A 26249-nucleotide genomic window follows, 5' to 3' on the forward strand; every position below is an offset into this window, starting at 1 on the left:
TATGCGCTTTCGCGCGTTGGTTGCTGTCGTGGGGGTGTTGCTTGCGGCAATGACTGTCAATGCTCTGGCTGCTTCACAGGTGAAAAGTGTTCGCCTGTGGCGGGCGCCGGATAACACGCGACTGGTGTTCGACCTGTCTGGCCCGGTCCAGCACAGTGTCTTTACCCTGACGGCGCCCGATCGCCTGGTGATCGACATCAACGGTGCAACGCTGGGCGGGCCGTTGAACGTGTCCACCGCCAACACTCCAATTACCGCGATGCGCTCGGCCCAGCGTACGCCGACCGACCTGCGCGTGGTGATCGACCTGAAAAAGGTCGTGACCCCAAAAAGCTTCTCCCTGGCGCCAAACGCCCAGTACGGCAACCGACTGGTGGTCGACCTGTTCGACAACGCCGCCGATGCCGCGCCGCCGCCTGCGCCAACGCCGAGCGTGGCAACTGTGCCGGCCGTTCCGGTCAACCCGTCGCAGCCACAGGTCAAGCTGCCACCACCGCCGCCGGCTCCGGCCGGCAAGCGCGACATTATTGTAGTGATCGACGCCGGTCACGGTGGTGAAGACCCTGGCGCGTCCGGCTCGCGTGGCCAGCATGAGAAAGACGTGGTACTGGCCATCGCCCGCGAGCTGCAGCGCCAGGTCAACGGCATGAAAGGCTACCGCGCCGAGTTGACCCGTACCGGCGATTACTTCATTCCGTTGCGTGGCCGTACCGAAATCGCGCGCAAGAAGGGCGCCGACCTGTTCGTATCGATCCACGCCGACGCCGCGCCGTCTACGGCTGCCTTCGGGGCGTCGGTGTTTGCCCTGTCGGATCGCGGCGCCACGTCCGAAACCGCACGCTGGCTGGCCGACAGTGAAAACCGTTCCGACTTGATCGGCGGGGCCGGCAACGTGTCCCTGGATGACAAGGACAAAATGCTCGCCGGCGTGCTGCTCGACCTGTCGATGACCGCTTCGCTGACGTCCAGCTTGAACGTGGGCCAGAAGGTCCTGAGCAATATCGGCCGGGTCACCTCGCTGCACAAGCAGCGCGTGGAGCAAGCGGGGTTCATGGTGTTGAAGTCGCCGGATATCCCGTCGATTCTGGTAGAAACCGGGTTTATCTCCAACGCCAACGAAGCCTCGAAGCTGGCCAGCGCCAGCCACCAGCAAGCCCTGGCGCGCTCGATCAGTGCCGGTGTTCGCCAGTTCTTCCAGCAGAACCCGCCGCCGGGCACGTATATCGCCTGGCTGCGTGATTCCGGCAAGATCGCCCAGGGCCCGCGTGACCATCGCGTGCAGCCCGGCGACACCCTGGCCATGCTGGCGGTGCGTTTCCAGGTCTCGGCGGCGACCTTGCGCAGCGCCAACAACCTGCGCACGGATGAGTTGAAAGTCGGCCAGGTGTTGACCATCCCCGGCACTGAATTGGCGGCGCAGTAATGAGCGAAACCCTCTTGAACAGCGGCTCGCGTATCGAGCTGCTTAGCCCACGCCTCGCCAACCAGATCGCTGCGGGCGAGGTGGTCGAGCGCCCGGCATCGGTGATCAAGGAACTGCTGGAAAACAGCATCGACTCCGGCGCCAAGCGTATCGATGTCGATGTGGAGCAGGGCGGTGTCAAGCTGCTGCGGGTGCGTGACGATGGCAGCGGCATTTCCGCCGATGACCTGCCGCTGGCCCTGGCGCGTCACGCCACCAGCAAGATCCGCGACCTGGAAGATCTTGAGCGCGTGATGAGCCTGGGCTTTCGTGGCGAAGCGCTGGCGTCCATAAGCTCCGTCGCGCGCTTGACCCTGACGTCGCGCACCCGCAGCGCCGAACAGGCCTGGCAAGTGGAAACCGAAGGCCGCGACATGGCGCCTCGGGTCCAGCCGGCAGCCCACCCGGTGGGCACGTCGGTGGAAGTGCGCGACCTGTTCTTCAACACCCCGGCGCGGCGTAAATTCCTCAAGGCCGAAAAAACCGAATTCGATCACCTGCAGGAAGTCATCAAGCGCCTGGCCCTGGCCCGTTTCGACGTGGCGTTTCACTTGCGCCACAACGGCAAGACCATTCTCAGCCTGCACGAAGCCCATGACGACGCCGCGCGTGCGCGCCGAGTGTCGGCGATTTGCGGCGCAGGGTTCCTGGAGCAGGCGCTGCCGATTGAAATCGAACGCAATGGCCTGCGCCTGTGGGGCTGGGTCGGGCTGCCGACCTTCTCCCGTAGCCAGGCGGACTTGCAGTATTTCTTCGTGAACGGCCGCGCGGTGCGCGACAAACTGGTGGCCCACGCGGTGCGCCAGGCGTATCGCGATGTGCTGTTCAACGGGCGGCACCCGACGTTTGTGCTGTTCTTCGAGGTCGACCCGTCGGTGGTGGACGTCAATGTGCACCCTACCAAGCACGAAGTGCGCTTCCGTGACGGACGCATGGTGCACGACTTCCTCTATGGCACCTTGCACCGCACCCTGGGCGATGTGCGCCCGGACGATCAGCTGTCGGCGCCGATCGTGACGGCGATGGTCCGGCCGAGCGGGCCGGAAGCCGGCGAGTTCGGACCCCAGGGCGAAATGAGCCTGGCGGGCAACCTGCTGCAATCGCCGCAACCGCAACCTTCCTATGCCGCACCAGGTTCTGGCGCGGGCTCGGGTTATCAGTACCAATACACGCCACGCCCGCAATCGACGGTGCCGGTGGCCGAGGCCCAGGCTGCGTATCGCGAATTTTTTGCGCCGTTGCCAGGTGCCGAGCCGGGCGCTGCGGTCGCCTTGCCCGAAGGCGGTGGCGACATTCCACCGCTGGGTTATGCGCTGGCGCAGCTCAAGGGCATCTATATCCTCGCGGAAAACGCCCACGGGCTGGTGCTGGTGGACATGCACGCCGCCCATGAGCGGATCATGTACGAGCGCCTCAAGATTGCCATGGCCAGTGAAGGCCTCAGCGGCCAGCCGCTGCTGGTGCCGGAATCCCTGGCGGTCAGCCAGCGTGAAGCCGATTGCGCCGAAGAGCACCACGCGGTGTTCCAGCGGCTGGGCTTTGAACTGCAACGCCTGGGTCCGGAAACCCTGGCTATCCGCCAGATTCCCGCGCTGCTCAAGCAGGCCGAGGCCAATCGTCTGGTCGCCGACGTATTGGCTGACTTGATGGAATACGGCACCAGCGACCGTATCCAGGCGCACATCAACGAACTGCTGGGCACCATGGCCTGCCATGGCGCCATCCGCGCCAATCGCCGTCTGGCCCTGCCGGAAATGAACGGCCTGCTGCGCGACATGGAAAACACCGAGCGCAGCGGGCAATGCAACCATGGCCGACCGACCTGGACCCAAATGGGCCTGGACGATCTGGACAAACTGTTCCTGCGCGGCCGTTGATGAGTGCCTTGCCCCCTGCGATCTTCCTGATGGGCCCCACGGCCGCCGGCAAGACCGACCTGGCCATCGAGCTGAGCAAGGTGCTGCCATGCGAGCTGATCAGTGTCGACTCCGCGCTGGTCTACCGAGGCATGGACATCGGAACCGCCAAGCCTTCAAAGGAATTGCTGGCCCAGTATCCGCACCGTTTGATCGACATCATCGACCCCGCAATGAGCTACTCGGCGGCGGATTTTCGTACCGATGCCCTCGCGGCCATGGCTGAAATCACCGCGCGCGGCAACATTCCGCTGCTGGTGGGCGGCACGATGCTCTATTACAAGGCTTTGCAGGAAGGCCTGGCGGACATGCCGCCGGCGGATCTCCAGGTGCGCGCTGAGCTTGAAGACGAGGCTGCACGCCTTGGCTGGCAGGCCCTGCACGACCAATTGGCGGCGGTAGACCCCGTGTCGGCCGCGCGCATTCACCCCAATGACCCCCAGCGCCTGAGTCGCGCCCTGGAAGTCTGGCGTGTCAGTGGGCAGACCATGACCGAGCATCGGCAGCGACAATCTGCGCAAAGTGCTGACGCAGGCGCATCTGGACACTCACAATTGCCCTATACTGTGGCCAATCTGGCCATCGCTCCGGCAAATCGCCAGGTGCTGCATGAACGAATTGCACAAAGATTCACAAATATGTTGGAACAGGGGTTTGTGGACGAGGTCGTAGCTTTGCGTTCCAGAGGTGACCTGCATCCAGGGTTGCCTTCGATACGTGCCGTAGGCTACCGCCAAGTCTGGGATCATCTGGATGGCAAGCTGACGTCAGCCGAAATGCAGGAGCGTGGCATCATTGCCACACGCCAATTGGCGAAGCGACAGTTCACCTGGTTGCGCAGCTGGAGCGATTTGCACTGGCTGGACAGCCTGGACAGCGACAATCTGTCACGCGCCTTGAAATACCTGGGAACGGTCTCCATATTGAGCTGAGTCCTTGCAATTGCCGTCTATCCTTGGGGGTGTGACGGCCTTGAGCTATCTATTTTCCGATTTTTTATTATTGATCCTTAAAGGAGTGCGGCACATGTCAAAAGGGCATTCGCTACAAGACCCTTACTTGAATACTTTACGTAAAGAGAAAGTGGGGGTTTCCATCTACCTGGTCAACGGCATCAAGCTGCAAGGCACGATCGAGTCGTTCGACCAGTTCGTGATCCTGCTGAAAAATACCGTCAGCCAAATGGTTTACAAACACGCTATCTCGACCGTCGTCCCTGTTCGTCCGATCCGTCTGCCTAGCGCAGCAGGTGATGAAGCAGCTGACGCTGAGCCAGGTAACGCCTGATAGGAGTCTCCTTTGTTCTTTGAGCGCCACGGTGGTGGTGAGCGAGTCATCCTCGTTCACTTGGATGGACAGGACCCTGAGGCGCGCGAAGATCCGCAGGAGTTTCAGGAGTTGGCAAATTCGGCCGGCGCCGAGACCGTTGCGTTTTTTAACGTGCCGCGTCATCGGCCAACCGCCAAATACTTGATTGGCAGCGGCAAGGTCGAGGAACTGCGCGACCTGGTCCACGCCGAAGAAGCCGATCTGGTGATCTTCAATCACACCCTCACGCCCAGTCAGGAACGTAACCTCGAACGTGTCTTCGAGTGCCGCGTGATCGACCGTACCGGCCTGATTCTCGATATTTTCGCCCAGCGCGCGCGTACCCATGAAGGCAAGCTCCAGGTCGAACTGGCCCAGCTTGACCACATGAGCACGCGGCTGGTCCGCGGCTGGACTCACCTTGAGCGCCAGGGCGGCGGTATCGGCATGCGCGGCCCGGGTGAAACCCAACTTGAAACGGACCGACGCCTGCTGCGGGTTCGCCTGCGCCAGATCAAGGGCCGTCTCGAGAAAGTGCGCAGCCAGCGCGAGCAGTCGCGACGTGGCCGCTCGCGCGCGGATATCCCTACCGTGTCCCTGGTGGGCTATACCAACGCCGGTAAATCCACGCTGTTTAACAATGTGACGAAGTCCGATGTGTATGCGGCCGACCAATTGTTCGCCACCCTCGACCCGACCCTGCGCCGTCTGGATCTGGACGACCTGGGGCCGATTGTCCTGGCTGACACGGTGGGCTTCATTCGTCACTTGCCGCACAAGCTGGTCGAGGCATTTCGGTCTACGCTCGAAGAGTCGAGCAATTCCGACCTGCTGTTGCACGTGATCGATGCGGCCGAACCGGATCGCATGTTGCAGATTGAACAGGTGATGCTGGTGCTGGGCGAGATTGGCGCCCAGGACTTGCCGATCCTGGAGGTCTATAACAAACTCGATTTGCTTGAAGGCGTTGAGCCACAAATCCAGCGCGATGAGAATGGCAAGCCCCAGCGGGTCTGGCTGTCGGCGCGTGATGGCAGTGGTCTTGAGTTGCTTGAACAAGCCATCGCCGAGTTGCTCGGCGGCGATTTGTTCATTGGCACCTTGCGCTTGCCGCAGCGTTTTGCTCGACTGCGTGCACAGTTTTTCGAGCTGGGCTCGGTACAGAAAGAAGAACACGACGAAGAAGGGGTCAGCTTGCTGGCCGTTCGATTGCCGCGCTCGGAACTGAATCGGCTGGTCAGCCGTGAAGGTGTTGTTCCGGCGGAGTTTCTCGAACAACACACTTTGCAATAAAAGCCTCCTAAAGCGGTTGTGCCGCAGTGGCAGGCATTCTGTAGCATTGGTCGGCGCGCCGTGGGTGCGTCTTTGCTTTATCAGATGGAGAGCGCTATGGCTTGGAATGAGCCGGGTGGCAACTCGAATAATCAGGATCCTTGGGGTGGTAAACGCCGCAATAATGGCGACCGCAAGGGGCCACCGGATCTCGACGAGGCCTTCCGAAAGCTGCAGGAAAGCCTGAATGGGTTGTTCGGTGGTGGAAAAAAACGTGGTGGTGACGGTGGCGGTCGTACAAGCAAGGGCGGTGGCTATGGCCTGCTGGGCCTGGGTCTTGTCGTGCTGGCGGCCGTGTGGCTGTACAGCGCCGTTTACGTGGTGGACGAGCAGGAGCAAGCCGTGGTGCTGCGCTTCGGCAAGTACTACGAAACCGTCGGCCCGGGCTTGAACATCTACTTCCCGCCGATCGACAAGAAGTACATGGAGAACGTCACGCGTGAGCGTGCCTACACCAAGCAGGGCCAGATGCTGACCGAAGACGAGAACATCGTCGAAGTGCCGCTGACCGTGCAGTACAAGATCAGCAACCTGCAGGACTTCGTGCTGAACGTCGACCAGCCGGAAATCAGCCTGCAGCACGCCACCGAAAGTGCCCTGCGCCACGTCGTCGGTTCTACCGCGATGGACCAGGTGCTGACCGAAGGTCGTGAGCTGATGGCCAGCGAAATCAAGGAGCGCCTGCAGCGGTTCCTCGATACCTATCGCACCGGTATCACCGTGACCCAGGTGAACGTACAGAGCGCAGCCGCACCGCGTGAAGTGCAGGAAGCCTTCGACGACGTGATCCGTGCCCGTGAAGACGAGCAGCGTTCGCGCAACCAGGCTGAAACCTACGCCAACGGCGTCGTGCCGGAAGCCCGTGGTCAGGCCCAGCGTATCCTCGAGGATGCCAACGGTTACCGCGACGAAGTGGTCTCCCGCGCCAAGGGTGAGGCGGACCGCTTCACCAAGCTGGTCGCCGAGTACCGCAAGGCACCCGAGGTTACCCGCGAGCGTCTGTACCTGGACACCATGCAGGAAGTCTTCAGCAACACCAGCAAGGTTCTCGTGACCGGCAGCAAAGGTGGGCAGAACAACCTGCTGTACCTGCCGCTGGACAAGATGATCGAAGGTGGTCGTAGCAGCACCGGCGCACCGTCCACCGGTTCCAATGCCGCTGCCAACGAAGCGAGCGCCCGTGCGGCCGCTGACTTGCTGCAACAGCAAACACGTACCAGGGAGAGTCGTTGATGAGCAATAAATCGCTGACCGCCCTGATTGTGGGCGTCGTCGTGGTCATCGCTGCCTGGAACTGCTTCTACATCGTCGCTCAGACCGAGCGTGCGGTGCTGCTGCAATTCGGTCGCGTGGTCCAGGCGGATGTCCAGCCGGGCCTGCATGTGAAAGTCCCCTACGTCAACCAGGTGCGCAAGTTCGACGCGCGCCTGATGACCCTGGATGCACCGACACAGCGCTTCCTGACCCTGGAAAAGAAAGCCGTGATGGTTGACGCCTACGCCAAGTGGCGCGTCAAGGATGCCGAGCGCTTCTACACCGCGACCTCCGGCCTCAAGCAGATTGCCGACGAGCGTTTGTCGCGCCGTCTGGAATCGGGCCTGCGCGACCAGTTTGGTAAGCGCACCCTGCACGAGGTGGTATCCGGTGAGCGTGATGCGCTGATGGCTGACATCACGCGTTCGCTGAACACGATGGCGGAAAAAGAGCTGGGCATCGAAGTGGTCGATGTTCGGGTCAAGGCGATCGACCTGCCCAAGGAAGTGAACCGCAGCGTGTTCGAGCGCATGAGCACCGAGCGTGAGCGTGAAGCCCGTGAGCACCGCGCCAAGGGTAACGAGCTGGCCGAAGGGATCCGTGCGGATGCCGACCGTCAGCGCCGTGTACTGTTGGCAGAGGCCTATCGCGAGTCTGAAGAGGCCCGTGGTGATGGTGATGCGCAAGCAGCGTCGATCTACGCCAAGGCCTACGGCCAGGACCAGGAGTTCTACGCGTTCTACCGTAGCCTGCGTGCCTACCGTGAAAGCTTCGCGAACAAGACCGACGTGCTGGTGCTGGACCCAAGCAGCGACTTCTTCCGCTACCTGGAAAAGTCCAAGTAACAGGCCTGTGATCCGATAGGACCCCTCCGTCGGGCGGCTAAAATGCCTGGCGGGGTGATCCTTTCAGAAAACGGGTGTATGATGCGGCAGCCGGGAAATTCCCGGCTTTTTTGCGTCTGCATGTTTGATTTGGCAGGCGTGACAGGTTTTTCGAGGAAAGTGCCCGACGAGGCCGGTTACAGGCCGTTCGTCACGTCGCTCTTGCGCGTGGTTTATGCAAGGGGGCGGGTATTTTCTGCTCTACTCAAGGCTCGGCCTAGGGCTGGCCGCCCGGATCAAAGGGGAATGGCGTAATGGCAACGGTAGACCGCTGGCTGCTGCCAGATGGCATCGAAGAAGTACTGCCACCAGAAGCTGCGCGCATTGAAGTAGCGCGTCGCCAGGTGTTGGATCTGTTCCAGAGCTGGGGCTACGAGTTTGTCGTGACCCCCCATATCGAGTACCTGGAATCCCTGCTGACCGGCGCGGGCCAGGACCTGGATCTGCGCACCTTCAAGGTCATCGACCCGCAATCGGGCCGGCAAATGGGCTTCCGTGCCGACATCACGCCGCAAGTGGCGCGCATCGATGCGCACACCCTGCGCCGCGAAGGCCCGAGCCGCCTGTGCTATGCCGGCAGCGTGCTGCATGCGCAACCGCGTGCACTGTCGTCTTCCCGTAGTCCGATCCAGTTGGGCGCCGAGCTGTACGGCGATGCCAGCCCGAGCAGCGACGTTGAAGTGATCAGCCTGATGCTGGCCATGCTGCAACTGGCTGACGTACCGGATGTCCACATGGACCTGGGCCACGTCGGTATCTACCGTGGCCTGGCCCGCGCGGCCGGTTTGTCCGGCGAAGCGGAGCAACAGTTGTTCGATGCCCTGCAACGCAAGGCTATCGATGAAGTGATCGCCCTGACCGAAGGCGTGCCTGCGGACCTCGCCGGCATGCTGCGTGCGCTGGTCAATCTGTGCGGTGGCCGTGAAGTGCTGGTGGCTGCGCGCGAACGCCTGGCCAATGCGCCGGCGCCGGTGCTGGCGGCTCTGAACGATTTGCTGGCGATTGCCGAGCAGTTGTCCGCGCGCTTCCCGCAGTTGCCGTTGTATTTTGACCTGGGCGAGTTGCGCGGCTACCACTACCACACCGGTGTGGTGTTCGCGGTGTTTGTACCGGGTGTTGGCCAAGCCATCGCCCAAGGCGGTCGTTATGACGATATCGGCGCCGACTTCGGTCGTGCACGTCCGGCAACCGGCTTTTCCACCGACTTGAAAACCCTGGTGACCCTGGGGCGTGCTGAGGTCGAGCTGCCGTCTGGTGGCATCTGGATGCCCGACAGTACGGACGCAGCACTCTGGCAGCAGGTTTGCCAGTTGCGCAGTGAGGGTCAGCGTGTCGTCCAGGCCTTGCCTGGGCAACCATTGGCCGCCGCCCGTGAAGCGGACTGCGACCGGCAATTGATTCTGCAGAACGGGCTTTGGCAAGTAACGCCACTGGCTTCTTGAGTTTTCCTGCCGGCCATCGCCGGCACCAAGTTTGCGCGAATGAGGACAAGTGTTATGGGTAAGAATGTCGTAGTCCTGGGCACCCAATGGGGTGATGAGGGCAAAGGCAAGATCGTTGATCTGCTGACCGAACATGCTGCCGCCGTAGTGCGCTACCAAGGTGGCCACAACGCTGGCCACACCCTGGTCATCGATGGCGAAAAAACCGTATTGCACCTGATCCCGTCGGGTGTGCTGCGCGAAGGCGTGCAGTGCCTGATCGGTAACGGCGTGGTGGTTGCACCGGACGCCCTGTTGCGTGAGATCACCAAGCTGGAAGAGAAAGGCGTACCGGTGCGTGAGCGCCTGCGTATCAGCCCGTCCTGCCCGCTGATCCTGTCCTTCCACGTTGCGCTGGACCAGGCCCGTGAAAAGGCCCGTGGCGAGCTGAAGATCGGCACCACCGGTCGTGGCATCGGCCCGGCCTACGAAGACAAGGTGGCGCGTCGTGGCCTGCGTGTGGGCGACCTGCTCAACATGCCGCGCTTCGAAGACAAGCTGCGTGAACTGGTGGATTACCACAACTTCATGCTGGTGGGTTACTACAAAGAGCCGGCCATCGAGTTTGAAAAGACCTTGGCCGAGTGCAAGGAATACGCCGAGCTGCTCAAGCCGTTGATGCTGGACGTGACCGCCGAGCTGCACGACCTGCGTCGCGCCGGCAAGGACATCATGTTCGAAGGCGCCCAGGGTTCCCTGCTCGACATCGACCACGGCACCTACCCTTACGTGACCAGCTCCAACACCACCGCTGGCGGCGTTGCGACCGGTTCGGGCGTTGGCCCGATGTTCCTGGACTACATCCTGGGCATCACCAAGGCCTACACCACACGCGTAGGTTCGGGCCCGTTCCCGACTGAGCTGTTCGACGCAGTCGGCGCGCACCTGGCCAAGCAAGGTCATGAGTTCGGCGCGACCACCGGCCGTGCTCGTCGTTGTGGCTGGTTCGACGCCGTTATCCTGCGTCGCGCTATCGACGTGAACAGCATCTCGGGCATCTGCCTGACCAAGCTGGACGTGCTCGACGGTCTGGAAGCGATCAACATCTGCACCGGTTACAAGAATGCAGAAGGCAATGACGTTGCCCCGACTGACGCTGACAGCTACGTAGGCCTGCAGCCTGTGTACGAAGAAGTGCCGGGCTGGACCGAATCGACCGTGGGCGCCAAGACCCTGGAAGAGTTGCCGGCCAACGCCCGTGCCTACATCAAGCGTGTAGAAGAACTGATCGGCGCACCGATTGACATTATTTCGACGGGCCCGGACCGCAACGAAACCATCGTTCTGCGTCACCCGTTCGCTTAATAAGCTGTTGATGTAAAAAGCAAAGGGCTCCTCAGGGAGCCCTTTGTCGTATCAGTTCTCCAAGCGGCACGACCCTTGCTATGTTTCTCTCTTTCGCGGTGCTATCAAATTAATGGCACCCGTGGTGGAGGGATTCCCGATGTCTGCCGTTCTCTCATTGTTACAAAGCCGTCTGTTGCGGCCGGTGTTCGTTACCCTAGGTATCGCTCTTTTGGTGCAAGTGCTGGTAGCCGTCGCTCTCACACGAAGCACGGTCACGGCGCTGGAAGCTGATCTGGGCAATCGCCTGGGCATCGACAGCCAGAAACTGTCCGGCGAGCTGGCGCAGGCTGGCCAGGAAGTCACGTCCAGCCTCGATAGCTTGTCCACCAGTACCCGGCAGCGTTTGACTGCCGGGCTGTCGACGCGCCTGCAGGAAGAGCAGAAGCAACTGCGTGCGACCCTGGAAAAAGACCTGAAAGACTCCGCCAATGATATGGCGCAACTGCTGGCCTCGGTGGCGCCTCGCGCCATGTGGGATAACGATGTGCCGACGCTGTCGGAATTTGCTCGGCGCGCGCAGCGCAATCCCAACGTGCTGTTCGTGGTGTATGACGACGCGGCGGGTGAGCATTTGACCCGCTACCTGAATCGTGAGAATCCGATCAACCAGGCGCTGCTGGCCAAGGGCGCGGGTGATCGCGCGTTGGACAAAGTGTTGGATGCGGCCAGGAGCGACCCTTCCGTGTACTACGTCGAGGCCTCCATCAGCCCCAACGGGGTGGAGATCGGCAAAGTCCGCATGGGCGTGTCGACCGCGTCGGTCGAGGCCGACCTGCAGGCACTGGACAAGCGTTTCGCCGCGCTGATTGCCAGCGGTGATCAACTGGTTGGCGACAGCCTCAAAGGCGCAGCGGCCGACAGCGCTGCCGCCATGGGCGCGCGCCTGCAATCGGCGCAAGCCACGGCCACCCAGATGACCGCCAACACCACCAGCGCGGTTCAGGACGCTGCTGGCACCTTGCGCTGGCGCATCGGCATGGGCCTGGCGCTGGTCGGTCTTGGCGTATTGCTGCTGATCGCCATTGTGCTCGGTCGCCGTGTGGTCAACCGCCTGAAGCTGTTGATCGCCGCCATGGATGACCTGGCGGCGGGCGAGGGCGATCTCACCAAGCGCGTGCAGATCAGCAGCAAGGACGAGATTGGCGCCATGGCGTCTGCGGTCAATCGCTTTGTGGATAAGTTGCAGCCCATCGTGCGCGAGGCGGGCGATGTGGCCCAGCGTACCGGCGTAGAAATCGGCGCCATGACCTTGCGCAACGCCGGGGCCGATGCTGCGGCAGGCTTGCAGCGCGATGAGGTGGCCGAGAGCCTGCGCGCGCTGTCGCAGATGGCCGATGAGGCGCAGGCCGAAAGCCATGCGATGCAGGCGGCGTTGCAGCAGGTGGTGGATATCCGCCAGGCCACGGATGAGAACTCGCGCACGTCAACCGAAGTGGGCGGCTTGATCGAGGCGTTGGCGGGCCAGGTGCAGGCAGGTTCCCAAGTCATCGAGCGGTTGGCGCAGCAAAGCGAGCAGATAGAAGTGGTGTTGACCGTGATTCATGGAATCGCCGAGCAAACCAATCTGCTGGCGCTCAATGCCGCAATCGAAGCGGCCCGTGCCGGCGAAACCGGGCGTGGCTTTGCCGTGGTCGCAGACGAGGTGCGTGCGCTGGCGAGCAAGACCCAAAGCTCCACCGGAGATATCCAGGCACATATCGTCGCGTTGCAGCAGGGGGCTCGGGAGGCGGTGGAAACCATCGGCAAGGCCGGGCGCCAGGCCGACGAAGGCTTGCGGGTGCTGCGCGACAGCGTGCGCTTGCAGCAGACGGTGCAGGCTTCGGTGGAGCAGGTGCATGCGGCGATTGGCTTGGCGACGCGCGCTGCCGAGCATCAGGCCCAGGGCGCCCATGCGGTGCGCGGGCGGGTCGAGGTGATCCATGCCCAGGCCGAGCGTGCCGCGCAGGCGGTGGTGGAGACGACGGCCAGTGGCAAGGTGCTGGATGGGTTGGCGGCGCAGTTGAAGGCGAGTTTGGGGCAGTTTCGGGCCTAGCGTGGTCAGTTCGGGCCCTTTCGCGAGCAAGCCCGCTCCCACATTTGATCGGGTTCCAACTTTGGAATGCATTCCAATGTGGGAGCTGGCTTGTCGGACCGCCGCACCGCTGCGATAACGGTCTCAGCGGCTCAGATACATCCGAGTCGTCAGCAAATAAACCGGCAGCCCCGACACCAGAATCAACAGCGCCGCATAAGGCGCCGCTGCCGCAAACTCCACATTCGAGGTATGCGCCCACACCGCTGTCGCCAAGGTATTAAGCCCGGTCGGACTGAGCAGCAACGTCGCCGTCAATTCCTTCATCGCATCCAGAAACACCAGCGCAAACGCCGCGCCCAGCGCCGGGAAGATAATCGGCAAGGTCACCCGGCAAAACGCACTGAACGATGACGCTCCCAGTGTCCGCGCAGCCTCTTCCAACTGCGGTGCGGCCTTGTTCAGTGCCGTGCGAATCGGCGCCTGGGCCAGCGGCAAAAACAGCAGTGCATACGCAATCAACAGTAACGCCGATGTCTGGTACAGCGCCGGCACGTAATGCAGGGCGAAATACACCAGGGTCAGTGCGATCACCAGGCCAGGCAGGGCGTGGAGCAGGTACGGCAGGCGCTCGGCCCAGATCGCCAGTTGGCCTTTATAGCGCACCACCAGCAATCCCACCGGCACCGCCAGCACCAGGCACAGCGCTGCGCCGCCCAGAGACAGTGCCAATGAAGACAGCAGCGCCTCACTGATCTGCGCCACCGGGAATGCGGCGGAGGAACCCACCGCCAGCCAATAGCCGAGCATCCCCAGCGGAATGCCGCTGCCGATGATCGCCAGCGCCAGGCAGTACACCTGGCCCAGCGCTGCCCACTTGCCCAGCCGGACCTGCTCGGCATGCCGCGCCGCGCCCTGGCCGATACGCACGTGTCGGCCCTTGCCGCGCACGCGCAGCTCCAGCCACAGCAGCGTCAGGCACATCACCAGCAGCACCGCCGAAAGCATCGCGGCATTCGCGTTGCTGAATTCCAGTTCGAACTGTTGGTAGATTGCCGTGGTGAACGTCTGCAACCCGATGATCGACAGCGCGCCGAATTCCACCAGCATATGCAGCGCAATCAACAGCGCCCCAGCCAGCAGCGATGGCCACAACAACGGCAAAGTGATGTGAAAGAATACGCCCCAGCGATTCAACCCCAGGGTGCGGGCTGACTCTTCCAGCGCGGGATCAAGATTGCGCAGCGTCGCCGCCACCGGCAGGAACACCAGCGGGTACTTCGACAGGCTCATCACCAGGATGGCGCCGGCCAGCCCTTCGAAATTGGCGCTCAGCGACACCCAGGTAAAACTGCTGACAAACGCCGGCACCGCAAACGGCAGGCACAGGACCACGCCCCAGATGCGCCGCCCCGGCAGATTGCTGCGCTCCAGCAGCCAGGCCAGGGAAAGCCCGACAACGGCGCAGGCCAAGGTCACTCCAATCATCAGCGCCAGGGTATTGCGCAGCAGTCCGAAGACATACGGACGCCACAGCAGATGTACCGCCTGCGCCCAGCCGGCCTGCCAGGCCTTGAGCCCGACATACGCCAGTGGCAGCAGGCTCAAGCCAACCAGAAGCAGCACGGGCAGCAGCAGCCAGATCGAAGGGCGTTTGCGCCGAGGGCTGAACCCCGCAGCGCTTAGCGATGGGTTCATCAGTTCAAGCCAACGTCGCGTTCCAGGTCCAGGGCTTCTTCGGCGTTGCCCAGGTCGGCGGGGGTGACTTTCGGCGGTTGCAGCTCGCTGAAAGGCTTGAGCCCGCGATTGGACTCCATGCCTTTGCGCAGTGGGTACTCGGCTGAGGTATTGGTGATGACGCGCTGGCCTTCTTCACTGGCCATGAACGCCAGCAGTTGCTGGGCTTCCTTGGGGTGCTTGCTGGATTTGAGTGCCGCGGCCGAAGACACGGTGATCAGCCCGCCAGCGTCGCCGTTGGTGAAGTAGTGCAGTTGCGAATCCAGGTTGGTTTTTTCTTTCTTCAGGGCAAACCAGTAGTAGTTGTTCACCAGGACGGTGGCCACTTCGCCGTTTTCCACTGCTTTAAGGGCGACCATATTATTGCTGTACACCTTGCCGAAGGCGCGCAGGCCGGTCAGCCATTCTTCGGCGGCTTCGCGACCGTGCAGCTTGATGATCGCCACGGCCTGTTCCTGGAACGCGCCGCTGGTGGGCACGAAACCGACTTTGCCTTGCCACTCGGGGCCGGCGAAATCCAATACCGATTCCGGCAGGTCTTTTTCAGCGATCAATTTGGGGTTGAAGGCCACGACGCGCGTGCGTGCGGTGACGCCCATCCAGTCGCCGTTGGTGCCGACGTAATCCTTGGGCAGCACGTCGAGGGTGCTGGCGTCGATCTTGGTCAGCAGGCCTTGCTCGCCGAGTTTGTTCAGCGGCGGAGACTCTTCGGTGTAGATCACGTCGGCAGGCGAGCGGTCGCCTTCTTCCACGACTTGGCTGGCCAGCTGGTTGCTGCTGCCTTTGCGCACGTTGACGTGAATGCCGGTCTTGGCCTCGAAGGCCTTGGCGAGCTCATCGCCGACTTCTTTGTGCTGGCCGTTGTAGAGGGTCAGGGAAATCTTGTCGGCGCAATAGGCGGTGGGCGAGAGCAGGGTCAGGCCGAGCAGGGTGAGGGTCAGGCCACGCAGAAGGGATGTTGTGAGTCGGTTATCGCGGATCATCATCCGAAGTGTTCCTCGCTTATATGCAACAAATCATTGCAAGGATAAACGATAAAACTTCTCAAGTGCGGCGCAGGGAGGTATCGGGGGTGGAGTTTTTTAGCCCCCGGAAACGAAAAAACCCGCTTTCGCGGGTTTGATCTGAATTTGGTGCCCAGGAGAAGACTCGAACTTCCACGACCTTGCGATCACCAGCACCTGAAGCTGGCGTGTCTACCAATTTCACCACCTGGGCATTTATCAGCAGCGCTTGCGCCGTTGATGGGACGAACTATACGGAGGGCTTTTTGATCTGTAAACCCCTGATTCGAAAATATAAATCAAGTTTTTCCGTTGAAAATCAAAGGCCTGAAACGAAAAAACCCGCTTTCGCGGGTTTGATCTGAATTTGGTGCCCAGGAGAAGACTCGAACTTCCACGACCTTGCGATCACCAGCACCTGAAGCTGGCGTGTCTACCAATTTCACCACCTGGGCAGCATCAACAACGTTGCCGTCGTCGATGGCGCGCACTATACGCAGCGTACTTTTGGCTGTAAACCCCTGCCATGAAAAAAGCCTGGAAAATTTCGCCAATGGTCGTGCAAGGTGCTTCCCAGGGGCTGCAAAGGGCTTTAAAAGGCTTGATGACGTCTGAAATTTCCCGTTTCAATACGCGTATGCCAAACTAACCCGCATATAGACAAGGTGAAAACTCTCTAATGGCCGATTGGCAGTCCCTCGATCCCGAGGCCGCTCGTGAAGCGGAAAAATATGAAAACCCTATTCCTAGCCGCGAACTGATCCTGGCGCACCTCGCCGATCGAGGTTCGCCTGCTAGCCGCGAGCAGTTGGTTGAAGAATTCGGTCTGACCACCGAAGACCAGCTCGAAGCCCTGCGCCGCCGTTTGCGTGCCATGGAGCGCGACGCCCAACTGATCTACACCCGCCGTGGTACTTACGCGCCGGTGGATAAGCTCGACCTGATCCTGGGCCGCATCGCCGGCCATCGTGATGGTTTCGGCTTCCTGATCCCGGACGACGGCAGCGATGACCTGTTCATGAGCCCGGCGCAAATGCGCCTGGTGTTCGATGGCGACCGTGCCCTGGCGCGCGTTTCCGGCCTGGACCGTCGCGGTCGCCGTGAAGGTGTGATCGTGGAAGTGGTGTCCCGTGCCCATGAGTCCATTGTCGGCCGTTACTTCGAAGAAGGCGGTATCGGCTTTGTGGTGCCGGATAACCCGAAGGTCCAGCAGGAAGTGCTGATCACCCCAGGTCGCAATGGCGCCGCCAAGGTCGGCCAGTTCGTCGAGGTGAAGATCACCCACTGGCCAACCGCGCGCTTCCAGCCGCAGGGCGATATCGTTGAAGTGGTCGGCAACTACATGGCGCCGGGCATGGAAATCGACGTTGCGTTGCGCACCTACGATATTCCTCACGTCTGGCCTGAGGCTGTGCTCAAAGAAGCCGCCAAGCTCAAGCCTGAAGTCGAAGACAAAGACAAAGAAAAACGCATCGACCTGCGTCATCTGCCGTTCGTCACCATTGACGGCGAAGATGCCCGCGACTTCGATGATGCGGTCTACTGCGAGGCCAAGCCGGGCAAGCTGCGCCTGTTCTCCGGCGGCTGGAAGCTGTTTGTCGCGATTGCCGACGTGTCCAGCTACGTGAAGATCGGTTCGGCACTGGACAACGAAGCCCAGGTGCGCGGCAACTCCGTGTACTTCCCTGAGCGCGTGATCCCCATGCTGCCCGAGCAGCTGTCCAACGGCCTGTGCTCGCTGAACCCGAAAGTCGACCGCTTGGCCATGGTGTGCGAGATGACCATCTCGAAAACCGGCGAAATGACCGACTACCAGTTCTATGAGGCGGTGATTCACTCCCAGGCGCGCCTGACCTACAACAAGGTCAGCACCATCCTGGAAACGCCGAAGACCAGCGAAGCCAAGGCCCTGCGCAGCGAATATGCCGATGTGGTCCCGCACCTCAAGCAGCTTTACTCGCTGTACAAAGTGCTGCTGGGCGCCCGTCACACCCGTGGCGCGATCGATTTTGAAACCCAGGAAACCCGGATTGTCTTCGGTTCCGAGCGCAAAATCGCCGCGATCACCCCGACGACGCGTAACGATGCTCACAAGCTGATTGAAGAATGCATGCTGGCGGCCAACGTGGCCACTGCAGAGTTCCTCAAGAAACACGAGATCCCTGCCCTGTACCGGGTGCACGACGGCCCGCCGCCGGAGCGTCTGGAAAAACTGCGCGCCTTCCTCGGTGAGCTCGGTCTGTCCCTGCACAAAGGCAAGGATGGCCCGACGCCGAAGGACTACCAGGCATTGCTCGCGAGCATCAAGGACCGTCCGGATTACCACGTGATCCAGACCGTCATGCTGCGCTCCTTGAGCCAGGCGGTGTACAGCGCGGATAACCAGGGCCACTTCGGCCTGAATTACGAGGCGTATACCCACTTCACCTCGCCGATTCGTCGTTACCCGGACCTGCTCACGCACCGCGCGATCCGCAGCGTGATCCACTCCAAGCAGAACACCCCGCACGTCAAGCGCGCCGGTGCCATGACCATTCCGAAAGCGCGGATCTATCCGTACGACGAAGCGGCCTTGGAGCAGTTGGGCGAACAGTGCTCCATGAGCGAGCGCCGTGCCGACGAGGCCACGCGCGACGTGGTGAACTGGCTCAAGTGCGAGTTCATGAAGGACCGCGTGGGCGAGTCGTTCCCAGGCGTGATCACCGCCGTGACCGGCTTTGGTCTGTTTGTCGAGCTGACCGACATCTATGTCGAAGGCCTGGTGCACGTCACCGCCTTGCCGGGCGACTACTACCACTTCGACCCTGTGCATCACCGCCTGGCGGGCGAGCGCACCGGTCGCAGCTTCCGCTTGGGCGACACCGTGGAAGTGCAAGTCATGCGCGTCGACCTCGATGAGCGCAAGATCGACTTCGGCATGCCTGATAAGCCCGCGGAAGCGCCGGGCAGTCGTAAAAAACGTGGCAGCGAAGCGACTCCGGCCAGCAAAGGCAAGGGTGCTCCAGCGAAAGCTAAACCTGCGGCCACCGAGCCTGCGCCAGCCAAGCCCGGCCGTCGCTCGTCGACCAAGGAAAAGGCCCCTGAGGCCTATCGCCCAAGCGATGCGGCGGCGAAAAACGCCGAACTGCGCAAGAGCCGTGAGTTGAAGCAGCAGTTGCTCAGCGAAGCCAAAAGCGGTGGTAAAGCGGCGTCTGGGGGAAAGTCCCAAGGGGCGGAAAAACCGTCGAGCAAGCCGAGTAAACACCGTAAAGGCCCGCCCAAGGCGGGTTCGGCTCCCGCCAAGAGCGGCGGGTCGCGCAAACCTAAGGCCAAGCCATGAGTCTGGAAAAAATCTACGGCGTCCACGCCGTAGAAGCACTGCTGCGTCACCACCCTAAACGCGTCAAGCAAGTGTGGTTGGCAGAGGGCCGCAGCGAGCCGCGCGTACAAGCGCTGGTCGAGTTGGCCACGCAAAACAAGGTTGCCATCGGCCAGGCCGAGCGTCGTGAAATGGACGTGTGGGTGGAAGGTGTGCACCAGGGCGTGGTTGCGGACGTCAGTCCGAGCCAGGTCTGGGGTGAAGCCATGCTCGACGAGCTGCTGGACCGTACCGAAGGCGCGCCGCTGCTGCTGGTACTGGACGGCGTGACCGACCCGCACAACCTCGGTGCCTGCCTGCGTTCGGCGGATGCAGCCGGCGCGCTGGCGGTGATCGTGCCCAAGGACAAGTCGGCCACCCTCACGCCGGTCGTGCGTAAAGTGGCCTGTGGCGCGGCGGAAGTCATTCCGCTGGTGGCCGTGACCAACCTGGCGCGCACCCTGGAAAAACTCCAGCAGCGCGGCCTGTGGATCGTGGGCACGGCAGGCGAGGCCGAGGTCAGTATTTATGACCAGGACCTCACCGGCCCGACCATCCTCATCATGGGCGCCGAAGGCAAGGGCATGCGTCGCCTGACCCGCGAGCATTGCGATTACCTGGTGCACTTGCCGATGGCCGGCAGCGTCAGCAGCCTGAACGTGTCGGTTGCGACGGGTGTGTGCTTGTTCGAGGCTCGGCGTCAGCGTGGCGCAAAGGCTAAAGCCAAGAAGTAATCTCATTGCATGCGCCGGCTTCTGTGGGAGCTGGCTTGCCTGCGATGGCATCACTTCGGTTTAACTGAAAGACCGAGGTGCCTGCATCGCGGGCAAGCCCAGCTCCCACAGTTGTTTTGAGGTGTTTGGGAGATTGTTCAAATAATCACCAATTGCCTTGCGCGCTTTCTCCCCCTTCTCTACAATTGCGCCCCTTGCCTTCCTGGCAGGCACGCATGTGCCTCTCTGCGGCAGGATCCATAAGTGTCATTCACTCCTTGTCTGACCGTTTTTGAGCGGCAGGCTACAACCCGTAAGGAGCATTCATGCGTCATTACGAAATCATCTTTTTGGTCCACCCGGATCAAAGCGAGCAAGTCGGCGGCATGGTTGAGCGTTACACCAAGCTGATCGAAGAAGACGGCGGCAAAATCCACCGTCTGGAAGATTGGGGCCGTCGTCAACTGGCCTACGCAATCAACAATGTTCACAAGGCTCACTACGTGATGCTGAACGTTGAGTGCACCGGCAAGGCCCTGGCCGAGCTGGAAGACAACTTCCGCTACAACGATGCAGTGATCCGTAACCTGGTCATCCGTCGCGAAGAAGCCGTTACCGGCCAATCCGAGATGCTCAAGGCTGAAGAAAACCGCAGTGAGCGCCGTGAGCGTCGCGACCGTCCTGAGCACGAAGGCGCTGATAGCGCTGATAGTGATGACAGCGACAACAGCGATAACGCTGACGAGTAATCCACGGACCTTTTAAGGAGCCTATCAAATGGCACGTTTCTTCCGTCGTCGTAAATTCTGCCGCTTCACCGCTGAAGACGTGAAGGAGATCGATTACAAAGATCTCAACACTCTGAAAGCCTACGTATCCGAGACCGGCAAAATCGTTCCAAGCCGTATCACCGGTACCAAAGCACGTTATCAGCGTCAGCTGGCCACCGCTATCAAGCGCGCCCGCTTCCTGGCCCTGCTGGCCTACACCGACAGCCACGGCCGCTGAGACCGGGCAGTCGACAAGTAGTAAGGGATTGAATGCATGCGCGCCTTAGCTGAGTTCATCATGCGCGGTCGTGTGCAGGCCACTCTGGTAGTGGCTGGATGCGCAGCATTGCCGTTGTTGTATTGGTTGGGTGCCGCCGCTGGATGCCTCGTGCTTCTGCGGCGCGGTTTGCAGGATGCCATTGGCGTCCTGGCCCTGGGAGTGTTGGCCGCCTTGATCTGGTGGCTGCAACTGGGCGAACCCAAGGTACTTCTGGTACTGCTGGGGTCGTCGAGCCTTGCGTTGGTTTTGCGCGCAAGTGAGTCCTGGGTCCGCACGCTGCTGGCCAGCGTGGCATTGGGGTTGGTGTTTTCGGTGTTGATTGACGCGGCTTTCCGCCCGCAAATCGAGGCGCTGGCGCAAGAGATCGTCAAGATCCTGCCGCTGGCCTTCGGGGAACTCTACCAGCAGTTTTCGGTAGATGAGCGAGCGCGACTGGCAACACTGATTGCACCGGCCCTGATCGGCCTGATGGCGGTAATGATGCAGATCGTCAGCGTGCTGAGCCTGATGCTTGGGCGATATTGGCAGGCGTTGTTGTACAACCCGGGTGGTTTTGGTCGCGAGTTTCGCAGTATCAGAATCCCCGTGGGCCCGGCGATGTTGCTGCTGGCACTCATGGTCATCGGACCGAACCTCGGTTCACAGATGGCCCTGATGGTGCTGTTTTGCAGCGTACCGCTGGTGTTTTCCGGGCTGGCCCTGATTCATGGGCTGGTCGCGCGCAAGCGCCTGGCCAAGTTCTGGCTGGTGGGGATGTACGTGACAATGTTGTTGTTCATGCAGCTGATCTATCCGTTACTCGTGGTTTTGGCCATTGTCGACGGCCTGATTGATTTTCGCGGACGTCTGGCATCGAAAGATGTCGATAGCGCGAACGGTGAAGGTTAAAAGTTAGAGGATTTTCACATGCAACTGATCCTTCTGGAAAAAGTCGCCAACCTGGGCAACCTGGGCGACAAAGTGAACGTTAAGGCCGGCTACGGTCGTAACTACCTGCTGCCTTACGGCAAAGCCACCGCTGCAACCGCTGCCAACCTGGCTGCGTTTGAAGAGCGCCGTGCGGAGCTTGAAAAAGCCGCAGCAGACAAAAAAGCTTCGGCTGAAACGCGCGCTGCCCAACTGGCTGAGCTGGAAGTGACTATCACTGCCACCGCCGGTGACGAAGGCAAGCTGTTCGGTTCGATCGGCACCCACGACATCGCTGATGCACTGACCGCCTCCGGCGTTGAAGTGCAGAAGAGCGAAGTTCGTCTGCCGAACGGCACCATCCGCAACGTAGGCGAATTCGACGTAGCCGTGCACCTGCACGCCGAAGTTGAAGCCACCGTACGCGTTGTCGTGGTAGCAGCTTAAGCAGCACCTGACTGGGTGGCACCTCGCGTGCCAGCCGGTTAACATCGGGCACGATCCTGTTTACAGGTCGTGCCTTTTGTTTTTCTACACACCCCTAATTCCAAGTGGCCATGAACGATATTTCAGCTCCCGAGCAATACGATCTGCAAACCGCTGCCCTGAAGGTGCCGCCGCATTCCATCGAGGCCGAACAGGCCGTGCTCGGTGGTTTGATGCTGGACAACAACGCCTGGGAGCGCGTGCTGGATCAAGTCTCGGACGGTGACTTCTATCGGCATGACCACCGCCTGATCTTCCGCGCCATCGCCAAGCTGGCCGACCAGAACTCACCGATCGACGTGGTGACCCTGGCCGAGCAGTTGGACAAGGAAGGCCAGACCTCCCAGGTCGGCGGCCTGGGCTACCTCGGTGAGCTGGCGAAAAACACGCCGTCCGTCGCCAACATCAAGGCCTATGCCCAGATCGTCCGCGAGCGGGCCACGCTGCGCCAGTTGATCGGCATCAGCACCGAAATCGCCGACAGCGCTTTCAACCCCGAAGGCCGCACTGCCGCCGAGATTCTCGATGAGGCCGAGCGGCAGATCTTCCAGATCGCCGAGGCCCGCCCGAAAACCGGCGGTCCGGTCAGCGTCAACGACCTGCTGACCAAGGCCATCGACCGTATCGACACCCTGTTCAATACCGATGCGGCCATTACCGGGATCTCCACCGGTTATACCGATCTGGACGAGAAAACCAGCGGCCTTCAGCCGTCCGACCTGATCATCGTCGCCGGCCGTCCGTCCATGGGTAAAACCACCTTTGCGATGAACCTGGTGGAAAACGCCGTGTTGCGCAGCGATAAGGCGGTGCTGGTGTACTCCCTGGAGATGCCAGGCGAATCGCTGATCATGCGGATGCTCTCGTCCCTGGGGCGCATCGACCAGACCAAAGTGCGTTCCGGCCAACTGGAAGACGACGATTGGCCGCGCCTGACCTCGGCGGTCAACCTGCTCAATGACCGCAAACTGTTCATCGATGACACCGCCGGCATCAGCCCTTCGGAGATGCGCGCCCGTACCCGCCGACTGGTGCGTGAGCACGGTGATATCGCGCTGATCATGATCGACTACCTGCAGCTCATGCAGATCCCGGGCTCCAGCGGCGACAGCCGGACCAACGAGATTTCCGAAATCTCCCGGTCCCTGAAAGCCCTGGCCAAGGAATTTAACTGCCCGGTGGTGGCGCTGTCCCAGCTCAACCGTTCCTTGGAACAACGTCCCAACAAGCGCCCGGTGAACTCCGACTTGCGTGAATCCGGAGCGATCGAGCAGGATGCCGACGTGATCATGTTCGTGTACCGCGACGAGGTGTATCACCCCGAGACGGAACACAAGGGCATTGCCGAGATCATCATCGGCAAGCAACGGAACGGCCCCATCGGCTTTATCCGCCTGGCGTTCATCGGCAAGTACACGCGCTTCGAGAACCTGGCGCCGGGCAGCTATAACTTCGATGACGACGAGTAGTTTCAAGCGCCTGTAAGGGCCTCATCGCAGGCAAGCCAGCTCCCACAATGATTTGTGGATACAGGCAAATGTTGGGGCTGGCTCGCCTGCGATGGCGTCACCACAATTCCGACCATTACCGTCGGAATTGGTCAAATTTTGTGCTATATTCCGCGCCCGCGATTTTTCATCTCAACACCGGTCACCGTCATGCAAACAGCCAAGCCGTTATTTGACTATCCCAAGTACTGGGCCGAATGTTTCGGTCCTGCGCCATTCCTGCCGATGAGCAGGGAGGAGATGGATCAGCTTGGCTGGGATTCGTGCGACATCATCATCGTTACCGGTGATGCCTACGTGGACCATCCGTCGTTCGGCATGGCGATCATTGGCCGGCTGCTGGAGTCCCAGGGCTTTCGCGTCGGGATCATTGCGCAGCCGAACTGGCAGTCCAAAGACGACTTCATGAAGCTCGGCGAGCCGAACCTGTTCTTCGGCGTCGCGGCCGGCAACATGGACTCGATGATCAACCGCTACACCGCCGACAAGAAAATCCGCTCCGACGACGCCTACACCCCCGGCGGCATGGCCGGCAAACGCCCGGACCGCGCGAGCCTGGTGTACAGCCAGCGCTGCAAGGAAGCCTACAAGAACGTGCCGATCGTACTCGGCGGCATCGAAGCCTCCCTGCGCCGCATCGCCCACTACGACTACTGGCAGGACCGGGTGCGCAACTCGATCCTGATCGACGCCACCGCCGATATCCTGCTGTATGGCAACGCCGAGCGCGCCATCGTCGAAGTCGCCCAACGCCTGTCGTGGGGCCACAAGATCGAAGACATCACCGACGTGCGCGGCACGGCGTTCATTCGCCGTGATACGCCGGCGGGCTGGTACGAAGTGGACTCCACGCGCATCGACCGGCCGGGCAAGGTCGACAAGATCATCAACCCGTACGTGAATACCCAGGACACCCAAGCCTGCGCCATCGAGCAGGAGAAAGGGCCGGTGGATGATCCGGACGAGGCCAAGGTGGTGCAGATCCTGGCCAGCCCGCGCATGACCCGCGACAAGACCGTGATCCGCCTGCCCTCGGTGGAAAAGGTCCGTGGCGATGCGGTGCTCTATGCCCACGCCAACCGCGTGCTGCACCTGGAAACCAACCCAGGCAACGCCCGCGCCCTGGTGCAGAAGCACGGCGAAGTGGACGTGTGGTTCAACCCGCCGCCCATTCCGATGACCACCGAAGAAATGGACTACGTATTCGGCATGCCTTACGCACGTGTCCCGCACCCGGCGTACGGCAAGGAGAAAATCCCGGCCTACGACATGATCCGCTTCTCGGTGAACATCATGCGTGGCTGCTTCGGCGGCTGCACCTTCTGCTCGATCACCGAACACGAAGGCCGCATCATCCAGAACCGCTCCGAAGAGTCGATCATTCGCGAGATCGAAGAGATCCGCGACAAGGTTCCGGGCTTTACCGGCGTGATTTCCGACCTCGGGGGCCCGACCGCGAACATGTATCGCATCGCCTGCAAGAGCCCGGAAATCGAATCCGCGTGCCGCAAGCCGTCGTGCGTGTTCCCTGGTATCTGCCCGAACCTGAACACCGACCACTCGTCGTTGATCCAGCTGTACCGTAGCGCCCGTGCCTTGCCGGGGGTGAAGAAAATCCTGATCGCCTCCGGCCTGCGCTACGACCTCGCCGTGGAATCGCCGGAATACGTCAAGGAGCTCGTCACCCACCACGTCGGCGGCTACCTGAAGATCGCCCCGGAACACACCGAGGAAGGTCCGCTCAACCAGATGATGAAGCCGGGCATTGGCAGCTATGACAAGTTCAAGCGCATGTTCGAGAAGTACACCAAGGAAGCGGGCAAGGAGCAGTACCTGATCCCGTACTTCATCGCCGCCCACCCCGGCACCACCGATGAAGACATGATGAACCTGGCCCTGTGGCTCAAGGGCAACGGCTTCCGCGCCGACCAGGTGCAGGCGTTCTACCCGTCGCCGATGGCCACTGCCACCGCCATGTACCACTCGGGCAAGAACCCGCTGCGCAAGGTCACCTACAAGAGCGACGCGGTAACCATCGTCAAGAGCGAAGAGCAACGCCGCCTGCACAAGGCGTTCCTGCGCTACCACGACCCGAAAGGCTGGCCGATGCTGCGTGAAGCGCTGACCCGCATGGGCCGCGCCGACCTGATCGGGCCGGGCAAGGACCAGTTGATCCCGTTGCACCAGCCGAGCACCGACAGCTACCAGAGCGCCCGTCGCAAGAACTCGACGCCGGCCGGCAGCCACAAGGTCGCCAAGGAAACCACCACCAAGATCCTCACCCAGCACACCGGCCTGCCGCCTCGCGGCAGCGACGGCAGCAACCCGTGGGACAAGCGCGAACAAGCCAAGGCCGCGGCGCAGGCGCGCAATAAGCAGGCGGCCAAGGAACGCACCGATGCGGCCAAGGGCAAAGGCGGCAAGCCTACCCGCAAGCCGGTGGTGCCGCGTTGATTGCAACCTGAACAAACAGAACGCCAGCCTCAGTGCTGGCGTTTTGCTTTCTGGCAGGC

General features: G+C 61.4%; 19 protein-coding genes, 2 tRNA genes and 2 pseudogenes. 19 read left to right on the plus strand and 4 right to left on the minus strand.

The genetic code is table 11. From position 1 onward, the window contains the following. Window position 1 precedes the first annotated feature (1 nt). The 11 genes and pseudogenes from BLL36_RS13130 to BLL36_RS31680 form a co-directional block, all read left to right on the plus strand. Window positions 2-1423: an N-acetylmuramoyl-L-alanine amidase gene (locus BLL36_RS13130; protein ID WP_076951859.1), complete on the plus strand. Its 1422-nt coding sequence runs from the start codon at window positions 2-4 to the stop codon at window positions 1421-1423. After that, window positions 1423-3339, plus strand: a complete 1917-nt coding sequence (gene mutL / locus BLL36_RS13135; protein WP_076951860.1) for a DNA mismatch repair endonuclease MutL — start codon at window positions 1423-1425, stop codon at window positions 3337-3339. Before BLL36_RS13130 ends, mutL begins: the two co-directional genes overlap by 1 nt. Beyond that, a complete protein-coding gene (gene miaA, locus BLL36_RS13140) occupies window positions 3339-4310 on the plus strand; it encodes a tRNA (adenosine(37)-N6)-dimethylallyltransferase MiaA (RefSeq protein WP_076951861.1) in 972 nt (323 codons plus the stop codon). The genes mutL and miaA overlap by 1 nt, the downstream gene beginning before the upstream one ends. Before the next feature lie 94 nt (window positions 4311-4404). Continuing rightward, window positions 4405-4665 carry an RNA chaperone Hfq gene (gene hfq / locus BLL36_RS13145; protein WP_016976904.1) on the plus strand — a complete coding sequence of 87 codons (261 nt, stop codon included), beginning with the start codon at window positions 4405-4407 and terminating at the stop codon, window positions 4663-4665. Window positions 4666-4677: 12 nt separating this feature from the next. After that, window positions 4678-5979, plus strand: coding sequence for a ribosome rescue GTPase HflX (gene hflX, locus BLL36_RS13150; RefSeq protein WP_076951862.1), 1302 nt, complete (start codon window positions 4678-4680; stop codon window positions 5977-5979). A gap of 96 nt (window positions 5980-6075) precedes the next feature. Next, window positions 6076-7251, plus strand: coding sequence for an FtsH protease activity modulator HflK (gene hflK / locus BLL36_RS13155; RefSeq protein WP_076951863.1), 1176 nt, complete (start codon window positions 6076-6078; stop codon window positions 7249-7251). Next, window positions 7251-8117, plus strand: a complete 867-nt coding sequence (gene hflC / locus BLL36_RS13160) for a protease modulator HflC (protein WP_076951864.1) — start codon at window positions 7251-7253, stop codon at window positions 8115-8117. Before hflK ends, hflC begins: the two co-directional genes overlap by 1 nt. A gap of 293 nt (window positions 8118-8410) precedes the next feature. Continuing rightward, a complete protein-coding gene (locus tag BLL36_RS13165) occupies window positions 8411-9598 on the plus strand; it encodes an ATP phosphoribosyltransferase regulatory subunit (protein ID WP_076951865.1) in 1188 nt (395 codons plus the stop codon). A gap of 54 nt (window positions 9599-9652) precedes the next feature. Further along, complete coding sequence (locus BLL36_RS13170) at window positions 9653-10942, plus strand: adenylosuccinate synthase (protein WP_076951866.1); 1290 nt, start codon at window positions 9653-9655, stop codon at window positions 10940-10942. Window positions 10943-12056: 1114 nt separating this feature from the next. Further along, window positions 12057-12110, plus strand: a pseudogene (locus tag BLL36_RS31675) (hypothetical protein); the annotation flags it as partial. Window positions 12111-12500: 390 nt separating this feature from the next. Beyond that, a pseudogene (locus BLL36_RS31680) lies at window positions 12501-13016 on the plus strand (methyl-accepting chemotaxis protein); the annotation flags it as partial. 123 nt (window positions 13017-13139) lie between these two features. Here BLL36_RS31680 and BLL36_RS13180 read toward each other — a convergent pair. From BLL36_RS13180 to BLL36_RS13195, 4 genes are all read right to left on the minus strand, one after another. Continuing rightward, window positions 13140-14693: an ABC transporter permease gene (locus tag BLL36_RS13180; RefSeq protein ID WP_076951868.1), complete on the minus strand. Its 1554-nt coding sequence runs from the start codon at window positions 14691-14693 to the stop codon at window positions 13140-13142. Next, entirely contained in the window at window positions 14693-15718 is a 1026-nt protein-coding gene (locus BLL36_RS13185) for an iron ABC transporter substrate-binding protein (protein WP_076951869.1), read from the minus strand. Before BLL36_RS13185 ends, BLL36_RS13180 begins: the two co-directional genes overlap by 1 nt. A 145-nt stretch (window positions 15719-15863) precedes the next feature. Beyond that, a tRNA-Leu gene (locus BLL36_RS13190) sits at window positions 15864-15950 on the minus strand. Between the two features lie 154 nt (window positions 15951-16104). After that, window positions 16105-16191 (minus strand) — tRNA-Leu (locus BLL36_RS13195). A gap of 224 nt (window positions 16192-16415) precedes the next feature. Between BLL36_RS13195 and rnr the strand changes: the two genes are divergently transcribed. The 8 genes from rnr to BLL36_RS13235 all read left to right on the plus strand — a co-directional run bounded on the left by rnr (window position 16416) and on the right by BLL36_RS13235 (window position 26190). Further along, a complete protein-coding gene (gene rnr / locus BLL36_RS13200) occupies window positions 16416-19055 on the plus strand; it encodes a ribonuclease R (protein WP_076951870.1) in 2640 nt (879 codons plus the stop codon). After that, on the plus strand, window positions 19052-19807 hold the full coding sequence (gene rlmB, locus BLL36_RS13205) for a 23S rRNA (guanosine(2251)-2'-O)-methyltransferase RlmB (protein ID WP_057724256.1): 756 nt from the start codon (window positions 19052-19054) through the stop codon (window positions 19805-19807). The genes rnr and rlmB overlap by 4 nt, the downstream gene beginning before the upstream one ends. A 305-nt stretch (window positions 19808-20112) precedes the next feature. After that, the gene (gene rpsF / locus BLL36_RS13210; protein ID WP_003236224.1) at window positions 20113-20535 is read left to right on the plus strand and encodes a 30S ribosomal protein S6; all 423 of its coding nucleotides are present in this window, start codon (window positions 20113-20115) and stop codon (window positions 20533-20535) included. Window positions 20536-20563: 28 nt separating this feature from the next. After that, window positions 20564-20794 carry a 30S ribosomal protein S18 gene (gene rpsR, locus BLL36_RS13215; protein WP_002551829.1) on the plus strand — a complete coding sequence of 77 codons (231 nt, stop codon included), beginning with the start codon at window positions 20564-20566 and terminating at the stop codon, window positions 20792-20794. A gap of 36 nt (window positions 20795-20830) precedes the next feature. Next, window positions 20831-21724 (plus strand): YybS family protein, encoded by an 894-nt coding sequence (locus tag BLL36_RS13220; protein ID WP_076951871.1) that lies wholly within the window; start codon window positions 20831-20833, stop codon window positions 21722-21724. A gap of 18 nt (window positions 21725-21742) precedes the next feature. Then, complete coding sequence (gene rplI / locus BLL36_RS13225) at window positions 21743-22189, plus strand: 50S ribosomal protein L9 (protein ID WP_003171376.1); 447 nt, start codon at window positions 21743-21745, stop codon at window positions 22187-22189. 110 nt (window positions 22190-22299) lie between these two features. Beyond that, window positions 22300-23697 (plus strand): replicative DNA helicase, encoded by a 1398-nt coding sequence (dnaB, locus tag BLL36_RS13230; RefSeq protein WP_076951872.1) that lies wholly within the window; start codon window positions 22300-22302, stop codon window positions 23695-23697. 189 nt (window positions 23698-23886) lie between these two features. Next, window positions 23887-26190, plus strand: a complete 2304-nt coding sequence (locus BLL36_RS13235) for a YgiQ family radical SAM protein (RefSeq protein WP_076951873.1) — start codon at window positions 23887-23889, stop codon at window positions 26188-26190. Window positions 26191-26249 lie beyond the last annotated feature (59 nt).

This window comes from Pseudomonas cedrina subsp. cedrina (genome assembly GCF_001983175.1).
In the GTDB taxonomy this organism is placed as follows: Bacteria; Pseudomonadota; Gammaproteobacteria; order Pseudomonadales; family Pseudomonadaceae; genus Aquipseudomonas; species Aquipseudomonas cedrina.

Excerpts from the sequence above, each read along its gene's own strand:
- BLL36_RS13130 (WP_076951859.1), top strand. The coding sequence starts at position 2 with ATGCGCTTTCGCGCGTTGGTTGCTGTCGTGGGGGTGTTGCTTGCGGCA.
- BLL36_RS13170 (WP_076951866.1), top strand. The coding sequence starts at position 9,653 with ATGGGTAAGAATGTCGTAGTCCTGGGCACCCAATGGGGTGATGAGGGC.
- mutL (WP_076951860.1), top strand. The coding sequence starts at position 1,423 with ATGAGCGAAACCCTCTTGAACAGCGGCTCGCGTATCGAGCTGCTTAGC.
- hflK (WP_076951863.1), top strand. The coding sequence starts at position 6,076 with ATGGCTTGGAATGAGCCGGGTGGCAACTCGAATAATCAGGATCCTTGG.
- rlmB (WP_057724256.1), top strand. The coding sequence starts at position 19,052 with ATGAGTCTGGAAAAAATCTACGGCGTCCACGCCGTAGAAGCACTGCTG.
- BLL36_RS13165 (WP_076951865.1), top strand. The coding sequence starts at position 8,411 with ATGGCAACGGTAGACCGCTGGCTGCTGCCAGATGGCATCGAAGAAGTA.
- rpsR (WP_002551829.1), top strand. The coding sequence starts at position 20,564 with ATGGCACGTTTCTTCCGTCGTCGTAAATTCTGCCGCTTCACCGCTGAA.
- BLL36_RS13220 (WP_076951871.1), top strand. The coding sequence starts at position 20,831 with ATGCGCGCCTTAGCTGAGTTCATCATGCGCGGTCGTGTGCAGGCCACT.
- hflC (WP_076951864.1), top strand. The coding sequence starts at position 7,251 with ATGAGCAATAAATCGCTGACCGCCCTGATTGTGGGCGTCGTCGTGGTC.
- hfq (WP_016976904.1), top strand. The coding sequence starts at position 4,405 with ATGTCAAAAGGGCATTCGCTACAAGACCCTTACTTGAATACTTTACGT.
- dnaB (WP_076951872.1), top strand. The coding sequence starts at position 22,300 with ATGAACGATATTTCAGCTCCCGAGCAATACGATCTGCAAACCGCTGCC.
- miaA (WP_076951861.1), top strand. The coding sequence starts at position 3,339 with ATGAGTGCCTTGCCCCCTGCGATCTTCCTGATGGGCCCCACGGCCGCC.
- BLL36_RS13180 (WP_076951868.1), bottom strand. The coding sequence starts at position 14,693 with ATGAACCCATCGCTAAGCGCTGCGGGGTTCAGCCCTCGGCGCAAACGC.
- rnr (WP_076951870.1), top strand. The coding sequence starts at position 16,416 with ATGGCCGATTGGCAGTCCCTCGATCCCGAGGCCGCTCGTGAAGCGGAA.
- rpsF (WP_003236224.1), top strand. The coding sequence starts at position 20,113 with ATGCGTCATTACGAAATCATCTTTTTGGTCCACCCGGATCAAAGCGAG.
- rplI (WP_003171376.1), top strand. The coding sequence starts at position 21,743 with ATGCAACTGATCCTTCTGGAAAAAGTCGCCAACCTGGGCAACCTGGGC.
- BLL36_RS13185 (WP_076951869.1), bottom strand. The coding sequence starts at position 15,718 with ATGATGATCCGCGATAACCGACTCACAACATCCCTTCTGCGTGGCCTG.
- BLL36_RS13235 (WP_076951873.1), top strand. The coding sequence starts at position 23,887 with ATGCAAACAGCCAAGCCGTTATTTGACTATCCCAAGTACTGGGCCGAA.